Below are 16,516 nucleotides of genomic sequence, written 5' to 3'. Positions count from 1 at the left end.
CTTTAGCCCTCACTACAAAACAAAATTGCAAGAGTGCGATACTGCTTTAACCTTTTGAGTTTTTCAGCAGAAATTGACAACCACATGAGAACGGGTTTGGACTTTCTGTGCGATCGTCTGCAAGGACTTCAATGGGAAGGTTACTGTTGTAAATCAATTCGTCATAATCCATCAATGCATCCCACTTGATCTTGCCAGTGGGGAAGCCTAGCTGTGAAGCTGCATCAGCTATTAACTCTTGCCATTTCTGAATCTCTGGATCTTGTGATTTACAGTAATCGAGAATGGCAATAAATGCACCAGGTTTGGTAACTCGCAGGATCTCTGCAAGAGCATGGACTGGATCGTTAACGACACAGAGGGTAAATCCCGACGCTGCTGCATCAAAGCTATTATCAGGAAAATCCAGATTGCAGAGATCCGATACCTTGAAGGTGATGTCTGCGGATACGTGCTTTTTACGTGCTTCATCCATCATCTTATGAGAAAGATCAACACCGACGACATGTACACCATCAGGATAGGCTGAAAGATTAAGACCTGTTCCTACCGCAGCATCAAGTACAGTTTGTCCTGGCTTCAGCTGCAAGGAAGCAATTAGGGGTTCGCGCTCAATATGCCAGTAACGCCTCAGAATTGCGTCATAATCCACTGATGCCTGATCGTAGGTTTCAATCACCTGATTTATCTGCATAGATTTTTTAGACTACTTATTTAAGTATCTGTTTAGCTGTGTGGTGTGTTAGCGCCCAAACCTCGTGTATTATACTACTACTTAGATGACTTGACAATTCCACTTCTAGATTGTCAGTGAAACAAGTATTGAGTTACGGCATGGCTAAGAAGTTTTTTAGCCAGCAACAGATAAAGTAGATAGGCATAATTAGAATAATTCGTAATTCGTAATTAAAGAGTGTTGCATAAGGTAATTTAGACTCAGACTGAAACAAAGGCACGTATAGACGGACGTGAGTGCGTCTTCAAAAGTTGGGAAATTCCAGCCAAAAATTACGAATTACGAATTAGTTAAACCACTTGATAAACTTTTAGCCGCAGAGGAATCTGAATGATAAACTCAGTTCCTTCTCCAGAATTTGAAAAGCACTCCAGTTTGCCGCCATGTTTTTCTGTGATGATTTGGTAGCTGATGGACATACCCATTCCGGTTCCTTTCCCAATGGGTTTAGTGGTGAAAAAGGGATCGAATATTCGTTGCTGAAATTCTTTGGAAATACCAACTCCATTATCAGCGATCGCTACTTCTACCCATATTGAATTAACCACCGATGTCCGAATCTTAATTCGATTGGGATTGTCCTCGATCTCTTGATAGGTATGCTTGGCACTATTTTCTTCTAACGCATCAATGGCATTCACTAAAATATTCATAAACACCTGATTGAGTTGTCCCGCATAGCATTCTACTAGGGGTACAGCGCCGTAGTCTTTGATCACCTCAATTTCAGGTTGTTCTTGTTTAGCTTTGAGGCGGTGTTGTAAAATCATTAGGGTGCTGTCGATGCCCTCATGAATATCGACGCTTTTGAATTCCGCTTCGTCGATGCGAGAGAAGTTTCGCAGCGACAGTACAATCTGGCGAATACGCTCGGTGCCCACTTTCATAGAAGACAACATTTTTGGCAAGTCTTCCTGCAAAAACTCCAGATCGATGTCTTCGGCAAGGGTTTGAATTTCAGCAGCAGGGTTAGGATTGTACTGCTGATACAACTGCACAAACGCTAATAAATTCTGAGTATATTCTTCCACATGAACGAGATTGCCATGAATAAAGTTGACTGGATTATTAATTTCGTGGGCGACTCCAGCAACTAGTTGTCCCAGACTAGACATTTTTTCACTTTGAATAACTTGAAATTGAGTGCGCTGCAATTCCTCTAAGGCCTTTTTGAGTTCAGTGGTGCGCTCTTCTACGCGATCTTCTAGTTCTTCCTTGCTTTTCTCTAAGGCAGTAAAGGATTCGTGCAATTGCCCTGCCATATAGTTGAAAGAGTTAGACAGGGTATTAAGTTCTTGAATACTGCTAGTTTCTACTGTCTGAGTTAAATTACCAGATGCCATTGCCTCACTTGCCCAATTCAGGCGGAGAATTGGGCGTACAATCCAATGAGAGGTAAACACACCCATTACCGAGGCAACAACTAATGCGCCAAAACAAAGCGCGATCGTGGTATGCGTGTTGGCGTTAATTTGCGCCATAAATGCGTTTTCTGGCACACTCACTACCACCAGCCAATCCAAGCCATACTTGTCACGCCAAGGTATAGCATCAACAAAATGCCGTTTTCCTTGCACCTCAATTTGAAAATCTGTGTCTTGGGTGATGGATCTAAACCCATTGAACTTTTGGAGGTATTTGGCAACATTCTGGATTATGGGATCAGAACTGTCAATCGCCCGCAATCGCCGGATGTCCTGATTGACGACAACAAAAGGCTTTTCTGTACCAGAACTGGCGATTAATGTGCCATCCCGCTCCAAAAGGAACACCCGCCCAGATTGACTAATATTCAAACTGCGTAAAAAATCGCTGAGTTTCAGCAGGTGAATATCCGTTGCAATCATTCCCAGTAAACGATTTTGCAAATCATAGATCGGGCGACTGGCAGAGGCACTAATGTAAGGCCCTGTTGGCAAATTTGCAGTTACAATCTTCCCCCAAATAGGTTTATCGGCGGCGATGGGTTGGGTATACCAAGATTCACTGAAATTGTTCCAAGTCCATCGAGCATTCACCTGAGTTCGATTACCTTGATTATCTATAGTATATGTAGAAGTATTATTCGGAAGCTTGGCAGTCCAATCATCAATGGTAATCGTCTTGCCATCATAACGAGCGGCTCCTAGCCCCTCACCCGTTGTTAGTCCAATACCAATATAAGTCAAGTCATAAGCCTGCATTTGATCCCAAAAATACTTGCCAAGGGTTTGGCGATCGCGCACATCCAATATTCCCCTGCCAATGGCATCTGCGTTAATCTGATTAAGGGTTTGCGGAATGGAAAGATAAGACTTCAGGTGTTCATCCACTACCTCAGTGGTACGATCTATCAACTGTTCTGCTAGATCGTTAACTGCTCTTTGTCCATTTTTAAAGGACAAATAACCCACTAAACTAACTGCTCCAAAAATTTGGATCACGAAGGGAACAACAAGAACAATCTGTAATGGGAACGCTTTACCTTTCCTGTAGTGAGTTTTCATTGCTGGAAACTGGCAGTTGTGCTAATTTGATTTGCTTCTATAGTTCCCAAGATGTCCACAGATTCATCTTTTTTTTAATTTGTTTCAAATGCTGCTGTAGACTGTGTTGTCACAAAGTGCAACGCACCATCATATTAAATATTCCAGAAACAAAGAAGTCAGAATGAGCTACGCCCCGCTTCTCTACGAGACTCTGCGCTATCCACCAGTCGTACATAATTCATTCTGAATTTTGACTACTGAATTCTGTTTCGATAAATGGTTACAGTGCGATCGCAATTGAAAAATTATTGCAGACATCAGGTAATGGATATTTTCTTTATAATCCTAAAAAGGTAATTGCAAAACTACTGCTGATAAACCATGCAACTCGAAGCAATAGAGATTGACGTAGCGATCGCAGCCAAGTTTGTTCAATTGGTTCTGAACTGCATCAACCAAGAGTATCCGCACAACAATATTTTCTGGTTTGCAAGCGATGAAGACATTAAGCCACCACGCGAATTAACGCCAGCATTTTATGGTTGTTTGGATTGGCATTCTACCGTACATGGACATTGGTTACTTGCAAGGCTAGCTCGTTATTTTCCTGATGCTGAATTTCAGCCGACAGCAAGGCAAGCACTAACCCAAACCCTGACTCCAGAGAAAATTCAAGGAGAAATTAACCATTTTAATCGATGTCCCTTCTTTGAGTGTCCTTATGGATTTTCATGGCTGTTGCAACTCGCAACGGAATTGCGTGAATGGAATGATTCTCAAGGGGTAGTCATTGGTTGGGAACCTTTGTGGTTTATCTTGTAACTGCACGTGGATTAGATAGAGATAGAAATCTTACGTGGACTGGATTAAATAATTAATTATACCTAAAATTATTAAATGAGCCGGGTAGAACACATAGAACCATTTAGCTCGTGAACCTTGCTTACCATTGAATTGAAAAATAATCAATCCTGCAAGCATTGCCCAACCCTGAAATATATTAAGCATAGATAGGATTACTAAAATAAAAAAGTGGAAGATGCACCAGTAGACCAACCATACTCTGGGCTTAAATTTGTCTGTTAAGGACATCAAGAAAATTACTCCAATTCCATACGCTCCATATTCAACACCCAAGCTTTCGGCAACTGCTACACACAATCCAATAATTATTAATTGTTGCCATAATTGCGGGTAATGCTTTACTAAGCCCAACATCACAAGTCCAAGAAAAAGCGTGAAGAGAATATTAAGTGATAAGCTCTGGAAAACAACACTATAGATTGGCTGAGTTATTATTGCTGTAATTAATAGTCTCCTCCCATAGCGGTGTACATTTTGGGTGTGTTTTTCGCCTTCAGCCAGAAGCCATGCAAAGAGAGGAAAACTCAATCGTCCAAATAAGTGCAAGATTACCAACTCTGGCATTAGCAAATAGCACACATGATCCATAACCATAAATACTGCTGCTAAGATTTTAATGCTAAAAGCTGAAACTTTTATCACAACGTTACAGTTACCTTGGATTCCTTGATATAAAATCCCTAAAATTTTATTTAATATAAGAGTTATTCAAAATACTAGCAATTTGATAACATTAACAAAAAGGGCAATATCTACGAAGGGCTGTGAGGCTCCTGCGGACGCTCTCTACGAGACGCGACACGGACTCGCTACCGCTACGCTATCGGTGATGCCCTCTTCAGCAGAAAATCCAGAAACACTATGGCAAAGCGTAAAAAAAGCAATCTTCAGTGGATAAAAGAAACGCTTGAACTAAAACATGACCATCGCTGGGAATCTCCATCAGGCTATAAAATTTTTGTAGCAGATAGAGGTGCTGTTCGCTTCAATGTTCCCCAGGATTGGGTTTTTGAGCCACAAGAAAAATCTTTCAAGTTCATGGATAAAAAACCGCCCAACGACGACTGCTGCCTAGAAGTATCTTTCAATCGCCTGCCACCCAACGACTGGAGCCAGTTTCCGCTAAAATCCACCTTGAAGAAAGTCCTGGAAGATGACAGCCGCAACATCATTGCCAAGGGAGAAATTATTACCATCAAGCGCCAAACTGCCAGAATTGTCTGGACAGAGATGAAGTTCATTGACACTCAGGAAGAACCACGGGAAGCTTTTTCGCGGACTTGCATTGGTTTGGGGTCAAATGTTCAGTGCTTAATTACATTCGATTATTGGGCAGATCAAGCAGAACAATTAATACCCATTTGGGATGAAGCAATGCGTAGTCTCACATTAGGGTTATATATCCGTGACCCCATGACTGGTCTGGCTTTCCCAGATTGAGCCACCTTGACTTTGAGGTTCATTACATCTTGGTAGAGTAACAGTTTGGGAGTCAGGAGCTTGTGAGATGGATATTTTTGAAATATCTACTGGTAACAATGTCTTTTATGAAAGTCACCAGTTCAACAACGAAAAAGAATTTTATCGAACCTATCCAAGACTGGTAATTTTTATGCGTCATATGTTGCGACTTAAGTCAGACGATATTTAGTTAAAAACCATTATAAATAAGTGCTAGCGTTTTCGCTTTTCTTAGTGCAGCAATCCTATTTGATTTGCTCTCTACAGACACGTGCAGATCCCTGACTTCTTGAAGAAGTCAGGGATCTTTTTGTTCATAACTCATTTAGGATTATTACTCTAACGGCATCACAGCCATTTTGTCTCCATCTTCAGGAGTATATGACATTGATAAACCCAGACATGAGATATTACTTAAGTCATAATTTAACTAGTTACTTTTATCACTAGTGTATAGCTATTTGAAATCATATCCTTATAAACATGAGACATCAACCAGATTAAGGTTTCCAGAACTTTAATCATACAATTTACCAAAGGAGATTTAGTCATGAATATCAAACAAATTCTTGCTGGTGCAGTGCTTCTTTTACCATTTGCTGTTACTTCCATTCCTTTGCAAGCGTCAGCATCACAGGTTATTGTTAATCCCCATAGTCTTAATAGACCTGCTCAAATAATCGCAAAAAAACCACCACAAGTTAAACGTTATACACCACCAGTGAAAAAGAAAGTGCTAGTTCCTGCACATTGGGAAAAAACAAATCATGGTCGCAAGTGGGTTGCGGCTCATTATGTATACAAATAAAAACGCCTGAAACTTTAAGCAATTGGAATATAAAAAGATTTCACTTCTTATATTCTCTCTCTATTTTTAGTAGGGAGAATGTGAAATACAAGGCAAATAAAAACTTTTTACTCAAGATTTGAGAGATACTCATGAAATTGGCATCATTGACAAATATTTTGGTTGCAGGTGCGATCGCTCTCGGTGCAACTGCAACCATCAATCAGCCAAGTCAAGCCGAAAGTAGGCGAGGATTTTATTGTGACACATCAGGAAACAAACCCGTAACGGTGTACACAAATTCCAGAGGTGTTTCTGAGCCTTGGATTCGCTGGACTTCCAATTACTTCAAAGATGCTGGTTACAATAAACTGACGCGCTGTCAAGACGTAAGCCACCGCTTGGAAACTTACCGTCGCAACAGAAATTTGAAGTTTATTACTGTCGGCAAGATGAATGGACAAAATGTGGTTTGCACTGCCAATCAAGTTAGTGGACGCTGTGAAAACTTGATATTGACCCTCAAACCCAATGAAGATGGTGTGCAAGCGCTAAATAATCTCCTGGCTTGGCACCAACCCCTAAGTAAAAGCAATAGAACACCTTACGTTGATTTGAGAGAACATCTAGGGATTCCCAAAGAATAAATACAGCTATTTCCAGGTAAGCCAACTTAACATGAAAAGGGCGGTTATAAACCGCATCTACACCAGGCTTTACCCACCTCTGTGGGTTTCAAACACTCAATTTTTCTTTAGTCCGCGGAGGCGGACTTTGTTTGTGTAGCCGCGAATTCCATTCGCTTTCATTTGACACGCACAAGCATTCCTTGTGCCTTTACCACAGATAGTTTTTCTTGTGCTAAATTTTAACTGGGATAGTCAAAAATTTACAAAGCTATAGTTTAGGTTCCATAAGCCTAACTGGTGCGCCAAGCTTTTGCATAAGCGTATACCGCCGAGTACTTTAAACTATATCGCTTGATTAGCTCAGTTGGTAGAGCGATCGACTCATAATCGATGTGTCACAGGTTCGAGTCCTGTATCAAACCCCAGGAAGTTAGCTCACTGGTAGAGCAATCGACTCATAATCGATGTGTTGTAGGTTCGATTCCTATACTTTCACCCAACCCTGTCCGGGTTAAAAGACAATACCCTTCCAAGGTAGCCAATATGGTACGGATCTTAACAGATTCGAGACCCCTCATTTTCTTAATTCTGCGGTGCAAGTGTTCTGCTGTTGGTCATCACTCGTAAGGGTAATGTTCGATAGCTACAGTCAAGGAGCAAGCGCAACTGCATTTCTCCCTAACTTGAGTATGTCCCTTCGTTTTCTACATCTAGTTTTCTTTTAAGATTCTAGATTGGTAAATTGAACGGTATATTTGAGCGCGGTTCTTTTTCTAGATTGTCATTGAGCAGTTTGGAAAAAGTAACAGCAATCTTAATCCAGCTTTGGAGAAGCTTTTGCCCACACCTAAACTGTAAACACTTGCACTTGCAGAGTAAAAAATATTTTGTGAACCTCAAAATAAATTCTGTCTACTCCAGTAGTTAAGCTGTGAGACATAAGTGGTATTTGAGTTCAAGCAAGGTTATAAATGTGTTGTTCAAATTTTCTTAGTTAGTTGCGATGGCTACGCCCGCCGCAGGCATCGTCGAGCTTACTTAAGCTATCACACAAATATATTTATGCAAATCACTATGTGGGAAACGTTTTATATCAAACCTAACGAAATCGGCATTTTATATCACCGCAGTGACTTTAAGAAAATTTTGCAACCCGGTACACATACTTATTTTGGTCGTCATTGGCAAGTAAAAATTTATGACCTCAATCAGCCACTAGCTCAGATTGAGAACCTAGAACTATTGTTGCGAAATCACGAAGCCGAACTACAAGAACATTTATTGATTATCAGAACTGCATTCAATCAAGTTGCATTAGTCCGCTACGGTCAGAATTGGGTAAGCGTTGCACCAAATAAATTGATTGCTTTTTGGCGTGGTTTTATTGAGGTAGAATCTCATCTGTTCAACTTGGAAGAAAGCTTAGAATTACCTGGTTCTTTTGTGCAGCAATTGCGCTCAGTTGCGTTGAATGGAGTAAAGAAGTTCCAAATCTCGGAGTCTGAGATTGGTTTATTATATCTGCAAAACAATTTTCTGCGACCTCTAGAACCAGGAGAGTATGCTTTTTGGTCGGTAGATAGAGATGTTACAGTCCGAACTCTCAGTCGAATTATCCCTAACCCAGATTTTCCCCTGGAAGATGTACTCATTGAAAAACATCCCGACTTTATTGCTGCTTACTGTGAAGCAGTGCAATTACTGACTTCACAAGTTGCAATTGTACGATATCGAGGAAAAGTGATTTCTATTTTGCCGCCCACCAGCCGCAAGTTATTTTGGCAGGGTGTTGCAGTGGAAATTATCGATATTAGCGCTGATGCTCAGTTACAGCCTAACTTAGTGGCTGAATTGGTTGAGGGTTCAACAGAAGTGAAATTGCTCAGTCGCAACTGTTTGCATATTTGCCAAGTTCCTGCCCAACACGTTGGACTAGTATACATTAATCAAGAATTTCAAGGACAGCGATCGCCAGGAGTACATGCTTGGTGGTTATTTGGACGCTCTTTTCAAACCGAAGCCATTGACTTACGACTACAAAATATGGAAGTATCCGGTCAAGACATCCTCTCAAAGGATAAAGTACCTCTGCGATTGAATTTGACGGCTGGCTTCCGCATCCAAGACCCATTGAGAGCAAAAAACGGGTTATCAGATATTTCTGGTTTCTTATACAAAGAATTACAGTTTGCTTTGCGTGGTGCAGTCGGCGAACGCAACTTAGATGGTTTATTAGAAGATAAAGGTGCAATTGATAGAAGTATCTCTGAGTATATTCGCCAGAAAGCCGCAGACTATGGAATTGAAGTAGATTCTGTAGGTGTAAAAGATATTATTTTACCTGGCGAGATTAAGACTATCTTGAGCAAAGTAGTCGAAGCAGAAAAAGCCGCTCAAGCAAACGTAGTCAGACGTAGAGAAGAAACTGCTGCTACTCGCAGTATGCTAAACACTGCCAAAGTGATGGAGGATAACCCCGTCGCATTGCGTCTTAAGGAACTCGAAGTATTAGAGCGGATTGCAGAGAAGATCGATCGAATTCAAGTTAACGGTAGTTTGGATAGTATTTTAACAGACTTGATTCGGATGAATCCGTAGCGATCGTAGCAAATATTCATCAAAGACAATTAGCAATGCACATCAACAGATTGCTCCCTATGTATATTTACACTCAGTCCGCATTAAAATATATACTTGAGAGATAAACTCTAATTATGCTGACTCAATCGCATAGGGTAACAGCGATGTCAATTGATGAAGTTGAAAACCAGCAAAATAATGATCTAGTTCAAACTGCTACAGACTTAGTAGAAAAACTAGTAAAGGCAAAAGATAAGAAAAAATCTAAGAAATCCAAACGGATTTTTGATGGTAGTACTGAAACTTTTGCCAAGAAAATTCCCAAAAAGACTTTTGAAACTGAACTAGAGCAACTCCAGATTGAGCTAGTCAAAATGCAATACTGGATTAAGCACACTGGCTATCGGGTTGTCGTCATATTTGAAGGACGCGATGCTGCCGGTAAAGGTGGAGTAATTAAACGCATTGCCGATCCACTAAATCCTCGTGGCTGTCGTGTAGTTGCTCTGGGAACTCCCTCCGATCGCGAGAAAACTCAGTGGTATTTTCAGCGCTACGTGCAACATCTTCCCACAGCAGGCGAAATTGTCCTCTTCGATCGCAGTTGGTACAATCGAGCCGGAGTTGAACGAGTGATGGATTTTTGTTCTGAAGCAGAATATCAAGAATTCATGCAATCTTGCCCGGAATTTGAACGAATGCTAGTGCGATCGGGTATTGTTTTAATCAAGTACTGGTTCTCAGTCAGCGATGAAGAACAAGAGAAACGCTTTCTTTCTCGCAGTCACGATCCAGCAAGGCGCTGGAAACTCAGCCCGATGGATTTGGAATCACGCGATCGCTGGGTAGAATATTCCAAAGCAAAAGATACCATGTTTGCTTATACGAATATTCCAGAAGCCCCCTGGTTTACAATTGAAGCGGATAATAAAAGACGGGCGCGGCTCAACTGTATTCATCATTTGTTGAGCAAAGTTCCTTACAAAGATATGACCCCTCCTCCCTTAGAGCTTCCGTCTAGACCTTTGGCTGAAGATTATGTTCGCGCCCCCCGCAATGAGCAGTTTTTTGTCCCTCAAGTGTATTAAGCACCATTACTATGGTGTTGCTTGTCACTAATGATTGGATATGGCAAACTTTATCTATTAGGTGTTGCGATCGCCTTTCCTCCTCTCCAAGCCAATTTGGATTCTGAGTAGTGCTGTCGAAAATTAGTTAATTATATTACCTTGGAAGCAATTGTTTTCAAAACGATACCAAGTACAGAATGCCGGAGGTGACAGAAGTTTATCGAGCCTTGTGGTTTTAATACTATTAAAAGTACGATTTAGCCCCAACCATGAGAGCTCGTGACAAATTGCTGAAATAAAAGTGCAGGCAATTGAAGCAGAGGCTAATGAAATTCGGGTATTTGGAATTCGGGCATTTGGAATTCAGGCATTTGGAATTCGGGCATTTGGAATTCGGGAACTTGGAACTGCGGAACTTGAAACTGCGGAACTTGGAACTGCGGAACTTGGAACTTCGGCACTGGAGCCGAGAATGCCCCTCCTCTGACATATTTCATCTCTACATCGGAGAGTTCTTCCATTTCAACTTGGTTGCAAGTTAGGTCTATCTTATTTTTTATTTTTGCCATGAGTCTCCTTCTAAGGGGGAAAAACACAATACATCAATAATATCTCGAATGGCATCGGTCGCGGGTCTTCCTGTTTCTGCACAGTAGGATTACAAAAGGTGGGTTTGTCGTAGGTGAGTTTCCAATTAAGCTGCTTGATAATGCAGGTTCAGAATCTCTATTTGACGATCGCATTCGCTATTCAGAGCTATATCTTATTTATTGTGCATCTCACGCACAATAAGTGGATATAGAGTGGCTTTTTGTCGAGTTTAGGTTGAGGCGTAGCCCATCGTAGACATTGCTACGAAGGACTACTTCAGGAGAATTTCACACAGAATTCCTGGACAAATCTACAACAGGGGTAAAATAGAATCAATTCCCTTTTATTGAAAACGTCATATACTCAAAGCAATGCAAAACTATGGCGTACAGCGACTTTGCTCTACAAAAAGCTGTGGCTGTTTTGGGAATCACCACCCAAGAAGCCGATCTGTTTCCCAAGCTTGTACCTCTTTCTATTCCTTCCTGATGAAACGTGCATCGCGCAAATGGTGGCGGCGGATTTATTCAATCGTTCATCTGGACAAGCAGATATACCCCTGTATGGATGCGTAACAACTTCTTGTGTATCTCACTGATAATATTTAAAGGCGATCGCTCATAAAAGCAATTAAATCATGCGATCGCACTATCTCGTAAATTAGTTTTATTAACACGCAATCATCAGGATTTGGGCAAAGTACCCGGATTGTTAATTGAGGATTGGACAGTTTAATGCGACGCCGAACAGCCCGTCGTAGACATCGCCTAGTTTCTTGTTGAGTCAGGGCGACGCCGAATAGTCCGTCGCAGACATCGCTAAAACGCTCTACTTCTTGTGCATCTCACACAGAATCTCTAAATATAGAGTAGGGATATGTTTAAGGTTCAATTGGGGAACTCTGTCTATAACTGCATTGAATTTGCCATAATGAATCCTAGACAACTTGAGCAAGCTCTCGAATTATCAAATATTAGAGCATCATTAGTTGCTTATCGTGATGCTGCACAGAAGAGTAAGTGGTATATTCGCTTTTTTGTTCCAGGCCCTGATGGAAGATATAATCCTGGAGTAGCTGTTGTATCTAGCTCTAAGGTTCATAAACTGATAGATGCCCTTAACAAGGCGCACAACAAAATGGAGCTTCTGGAGAAAGAGACATATACAGGAGAATTTTCAGAAGATTTCGTCTTGCGTGGTGAGGTTAGTGATAATTTATCCGTGACAGTTTCTAGTAAAAAATCATATTTCTTATTCTGGAGCTATAAAAAAATTAGGCTGGACTTTTTAGTATCAAGTAAGACTAACACCTTCAGTAGCTCCTTTTGCTCAGACGATGTTAAGACTGTCATAAACACACTGTCTTCAGCAGAAAGTTTAGCAGTTAAACTCATTAGCCAATTATAGTGGTACAGAGCGCTGATCAGATACAAAAATAATGGATAACTACCCAAAATTAAGTAATTAAACGGATAATATTTGCCTAATAACTAGCTATGTGTGTTTATCTATCAGTCGTAGCAGTGGTTTTAACATTATCTTTTGATCCAATGGATCATGAAACCTTATTTGTAAATTTACAGTGATATAGAGGTATTGCGGTGGTCTTATTACAGCAACTTGCGATAGAAAAGATGAAATAATTTACAAAAATTAAATTCTATGGTTTCAGCTAACGCAGGCGATAACAACAATCCCATAAAAGCAACTCTTGAGTGGATAGCAGATGCTGGGATTAACGGGTTAGGGGTTCTGCCACCTGCGGAGGAAGTTGCAGCAGACCACTTGAGCAAAGCGGCTAGTATTGAAGATGCTATTAATTCAGTTATTGCATGGAGAACTACGTATGCTGCTGGCACGGGTTTTATCACTGGGCTAGGCGGTATTGCAGCAATGCCTATTACCATTCCGGTGGGTTTAGCTGCATCCTATGCCCTTGGAGCAAACACAGCCGCCGCAATAGCTCACCTTCGAGGATATGATATCCACTCTGAACAAGTAAGAACAATGGTTCTTTTATGTTTAATTGGTGAAGCAGGCGAGGAAATTCTAAAAACCGCAGGCATCACGATTAGCACAAAGGTGTGTCAAAATCTGATCAAACAAATACCTGGTAAGGTTCTGATTGAAATCAATAAAAAGATTGGATTCCGACTAATTACTAAAGCTGGTGAAAAAGGCGTAATCAATATTATGAAAATGCTGCCTCTAGTAGGAGGTGTTGTTGGAGGCACATTTGATGGTATATTTGTGAATAGCTGTGGAAAAACTGCAAAAACACTATTTGTCCAAGCGTCACAAACATAACAGTGAGAGCGATTGCATTACTTTTGTAATAACACATCATTATCTCAGATAACCCAAAGAATTGTTTTGTGTGGAGTGGAGGCGATCGCACCATTTAATCTAAAAAATCGTCATTAAAAATAGTCTTTCATTTTACAGTTTTTCTTTGAGCAAAATGCAAGCAAACTCTAAAAACGAGACTGCATAAGAGTTATACTGTCTGAAGCATAAAAACAGGTTGTTCCTAAATAACCCTGTAACTGGTATTTAGGCTAGAAATAGGCTCTTTTTTCTCCCGCCGCCAAAAAACCTTGCATTATATGATGTTGAGGAGCGATCGCTAGGTTCGGAGTAATCCCAAGAGTGCATTTGACGGAAAGGAAGACCCATCTTTTGGAAGACGTACTTCTCTTTCACACCAGAAGCTACAAGGTCAGGCTTGAGGGCTTTGATAAATTCCTCGAATTCGTAAGCGGTAACGTCGTCATAAACGATGGTGCCGTTTTCGATGTAGCCAGCGGTACGTTTGTAGTCATCGTTATGAGCAAACTCATAACCAGTACCTATCATCTTCATACCCAAGTCTTGGAAAGCTGGGACAACGTGGCGAGGACGTAGACCACCAACCATGATGGCAACGGTCTTACCTTCCAAGCGGGGGCGGTATTTAGCGACTACTGCATCCATTGTTGCCTGATACTTGGCGATGACTTTCTCAGCGTTTGCTTGGATTGTCTCGTCAAACTTAGAAGCAATTTCCCGTAAAGATTCAGCAATCTTGGTGGGGCCGAAGAAGTTGTATTCCAACCAGGGTATACCATAAGCTTCTTCCATGTGACGGCTGATGTAGTTCATCGACCGGTAGCAGTGGATGAGGTTCATCTTCACATTGGGGGTCATCAACATTTCGTTGATGGTGCCATCACCTGACCACTGAGCGACTACGCGCAAGCCGATTTCTTCTAACAGGATGCGGCTAGCCCAAGCATCACCACCGATGTTGTAGTCACCAATGACTGCTACATCATAAGGAGTACCTTCAAACTGAAGTGTACCGTCTTTCTTGGCTTGGTCGGCTCTGGTAAACACCCAGTCACGAACCATGTCGTTAGCAATGTGGTGTCCTAAAGATTGGGAAACACCCCGGAAACCTTCGCAACGCACAGGTACAACTGGCTTGCCAATTTCTTTCGATGTCTTCCGAGCAACAGCTTCGATGTCATCCCCAATTAGACCGATGGGACATTCAGATTGAATGGAAACACCACGGTTGAGGGGGAAAAGTACATCAAGTTCTTGGATGAGCTTGGTAAGTTTCTTGTCACCACCAAAAACGATATCTCGTTCTTGGAAGTCAGAGGTGAAGTGCATGGTACCAAAGGTGTCAATACCTGTGGTGCCGATGTAGTAGTTACGACGACCAGACCAAGACCAGTAACCGCAACCTACAGGCCCGTGGCTGATGTGGATCATGTCCTTAATAGGGCCCCAGACCACACCTTTAGAACCGGCATAAGCACAACCACGAGCGGTCATTACCCCAGGAAGGGATTTGATGTTAGACTTAACGCCGCAATCGGACTTACCTTCTTCGTATACGCCTAAGTGCTTTTCCCGTTTTTTCTTAGCTTTTTCGGGGTAAGCTTCTAGAACTTCTTTAATTAGTTCTTTTCTTTCTTCGATGATGTTTTGATTTTCTGGAGGTGTCATATTTAGCCTCTGTGACTCGTAAGGATCGGGGCATAGGGGGACTAGGAGTCCCCTCTAAGGTTAGGGGGGAGATGCAAAGGAGAGGGTAAAAGGGAAGATATGGAACTCTTCCTTTTTGTTTGTGCTAAAGCGTTATTTCTTAGCAGCGAATTATACTACAGGAGCTTCAGCAGCACTCTTACCAACTAGCATTGCGGTATTTTCGTCGCTTTCGAGGATACCGAATTCAATCAACAATTCTTCTAGTTCTTCCATTTCGATGGGTGTAGGAATAGCTAGATTCTTGTTATCGATAATCTTGGTAGCCAATGTCCGGTATTCGTTAGCTTGGTTGCTTTCTGGTGCGTACTCGTTAACAGTCATCCGGCGCAATTCTGCGTGTTGAACGATGTTGTCACGGGGTACGAAGTGAATCATTTGGGTATTCAACCGTTTTGCCAAGGTTTCGATCAATTCGATTTCCCGGTCAGTGTTACGGCTGTTACAAATCAAACCACCCAAACGCACACCACCAGTGTGAGCATACTTGAGAACACCACGAGCGATGTTGTTGGCAGCATACATCGCCATCATTTCACCTGATGTAACGATGTAGATTTCTTGTGCCTTGCCTTCACGGATAGGCATTGCGAAACCACCGCACACAACGTCACCTAATACGTCGTAAGATACGAAGTCTAGGTTTTGGTAAGCACCGTTTTCTTCCAAGAAGTTGATGGCGGTGATGATACCACGACCGGCGCAACCTACACCGGGTTCTGGCCCACCAGATTCTACGCAACGAACGTCACGGAAACCGGTTAGCATTACTTCTTCGAGTTCGATATCTTCTACTGCACCACGTTCTGCGGCGAGGTGAAGAACGGTTGTTTGAGCTTTGCTGTGCAGCATCAAACGAGTGGAGTCAGCTTTAGGGTCGCAACCGACGATAAGGATGCGTTGACCCATTTCTGCCATAGCTGCCAAGGTGTTTTGGGAAGTGGTAGATTTACCGATACCGCCCTTACCGTAGAAAGCTATCTGTCTAATGTTTTCGTCTGTCATGGTTCGTGTTTCCCTGCAATTGGTTGGTTGGTGGGTCTGTGCGTTTGTCAGTTGCGTTCACGCCAGTTGAGCGACAGTAGTGAGCGCGTGTAGAGCATCGTTGGTAGCGTTGGCATAAATGCCTGCTGGGGGCGATCGCTCCACAGCTAAAATTATTGAAAGCAAGTACATCTATTTCCTGGTTAAATTTTTTTCTTTTTGTTTTTTGTTTTTTGTTTTTTGTCCTTTGTCCTTTGTCATTTGTTTTGACAAAGAACAAAGAAAATTACGCAATTTACAAATACGTCATA

The 16,516-nt window shown here is 41.7% G+C and carries 14 protein-coding genes and 2 tRNA genes; 11 read left to right on the top strand and 5 right to left on the bottom strand.

From position 1 onward, the window contains the following. Positions 1–46 precede the first annotated feature (46 nt). Together HWQ44_RS19280 and HWQ44_RS19275 are read right to left on the bottom strand one after the other, a co-directional pair. Positions 47–694, bottom strand: coding sequence for a methyltransferase domain-containing protein (locus HWQ44_RS19280; RefSeq protein ID WP_292721754.1), 648 nt, complete (start codon positions 692–694; stop codon positions 47–49). A 332-nt stretch (positions 695–1,026) separates the two neighbouring features. Next, positions 1,027–3,222 carry an ATP-binding protein gene (locus HWQ44_RS19275; protein ID WP_292721751.1) on the bottom strand — a complete coding sequence of 732 codons (2,196 nt, stop codon included), beginning with the start codon at positions 3,220–3,222 and terminating at the stop codon, positions 1,027–1,029. Positions 3,223–3,585: 363 nt separating this feature from the next. Between HWQ44_RS19275 and HWQ44_RS19270 the strand changes: the two genes are divergently transcribed. Further along, positions 3,586–4,026, top strand: coding sequence for a DUF2891 family protein (locus HWQ44_RS19270; RefSeq protein ID WP_292721748.1), 441 nt, complete (start codon positions 3,586–3,588; stop codon positions 4,024–4,026). 30 nt (positions 4,027–4,056) lie between these two features. On the opposite strand, the gene HWQ44_RS19265 is transcribed toward HWQ44_RS19270, so the two are convergent. Next, on the bottom strand, positions 4,057–4,710 hold the full coding sequence (locus tag HWQ44_RS19265) for a TraX family protein (RefSeq protein WP_292721745.1): 654 nt from the start codon (positions 4,708–4,710) through the stop codon (positions 4,057–4,059). Positions 4,711–4,929: 219 nt separating this feature from the next. Here HWQ44_RS19265 and HWQ44_RS19260 point away from each other — a divergent pair, with 219 nt between their 5' ends. From HWQ44_RS19260 to HWQ44_RS19215, 10 genes are all read left to right on the top strand, one after another. Further along, positions 4,930–5,508 carry a hypothetical protein gene (locus tag HWQ44_RS19260; protein ID WP_292721743.1) on the top strand — a complete coding sequence of 193 codons (579 nt, stop codon included), beginning with the start codon at positions 4,930–4,932 and terminating at the stop codon, positions 5,506–5,508. Between the two features lie 571 nt (positions 5,509–6,079). Next, positions 6,080–6,337, top strand: coding sequence for a hypothetical protein (locus HWQ44_RS19255; protein ID WP_292721740.1), 258 nt, complete (start codon positions 6,080–6,082; stop codon positions 6,335–6,337). A 131-nt stretch (positions 6,338–6,468) separates the two neighbouring features. Next, entirely contained in the window at positions 6,469–6,963 is a 495-nt protein-coding gene (locus HWQ44_RS19250) for a COP23 domain-containing protein (RefSeq protein ID WP_292721737.1), read from the top strand. Positions 6,964–7,294: 331 nt separating this feature from the next. Further along, a tRNA-Met gene (locus HWQ44_RS19245) sits at positions 7,295–7,370 on the top strand. Then, positions 7,370–7,444, top strand: a tRNA-Met gene (locus tag HWQ44_RS19240). The genes HWQ44_RS19245 and HWQ44_RS19240 overlap by 1 nt, the downstream gene beginning before the upstream one ends. Positions 7,445–8,019: 575 nt before the next feature. After that, the gene (locus HWQ44_RS19235; protein ID WP_292721929.1) at positions 8,020–9,543 is read left to right on the top strand and encodes a slipin family protein; all 1,524 of its coding nucleotides are present in this window, start codon (positions 8,020–8,022) and stop codon (positions 9,541–9,543) included. A gap of 146 nt (positions 9,544–9,689) precedes the next feature. Continuing rightward, positions 9,690–10,613 carry a polyphosphate kinase 2 gene (ppk2, locus tag HWQ44_RS19230; RefSeq protein WP_292721734.1) on the top strand — a complete coding sequence of 308 codons (924 nt, stop codon included), beginning with the start codon at positions 9,690–9,692 and terminating at the stop codon, positions 10,611–10,613. Positions 10,614–10,896: 283 nt separating this feature from the next. After that, positions 10,897–11,082, top strand: a complete 186-nt coding sequence (locus tag HWQ44_RS19225; protein WP_292721732.1) for a hypothetical protein — start codon at positions 10,897–10,899, stop codon at positions 11,080–11,082. Between the two features lie 980 nt (positions 11,083–12,062). Beyond that, positions 12,063–12,593, top strand: coding sequence for a hypothetical protein (locus tag HWQ44_RS19220; protein WP_292721730.1), 531 nt, complete (start codon positions 12,063–12,065; stop codon positions 12,591–12,593). 255 nt (positions 12,594–12,848) lie between these two features. Further along, positions 12,849–13,493 (top strand): EcsC family protein, encoded by a 645-nt coding sequence (locus HWQ44_RS19215; protein ID WP_292721727.1) that lies wholly within the window; start codon positions 12,849–12,851, stop codon positions 13,491–13,493. A 246-nt stretch (positions 13,494–13,739) separates the two neighbouring features. On the opposite strand, the gene nifD is transcribed toward HWQ44_RS19215, so the two are convergent. Both nifD and nifH read right to left on the bottom strand, forming a co-directional pair. Continuing rightward, the gene (gene nifD, locus HWQ44_RS19210; protein WP_292721725.1) at positions 13,740–15,182 is read right to left on the bottom strand and encodes a nitrogenase molybdenum-iron protein alpha chain; all 1,443 of its coding nucleotides are present in this window, start codon (positions 15,180–15,182) and stop codon (positions 13,740–13,742) included. 150 nt (positions 15,183–15,332) lie between these two features. After that, on the bottom strand, positions 15,333–16,226 hold the full coding sequence (nifH, locus tag HWQ44_RS19205) for a nitrogenase iron protein (RefSeq protein ID WP_193947864.1): 894 nt from the start codon (positions 16,224–16,226) through the stop codon (positions 15,333–15,335). Positions 16,227–16,516 lie beyond the last annotated feature (290 nt).

The sequence above is a fragment of the Nostoc sp. JL34 genome, from assembly GCF_017114945.1.
In the GTDB taxonomy this organism is placed as follows: Bacteria; Cyanobacteriota; Cyanobacteriia; order Cyanobacteriales; family Nostocaceae; genus Nostoc.
This window is presented reverse-complemented; position numbering and strand designations above follow the sequence as displayed.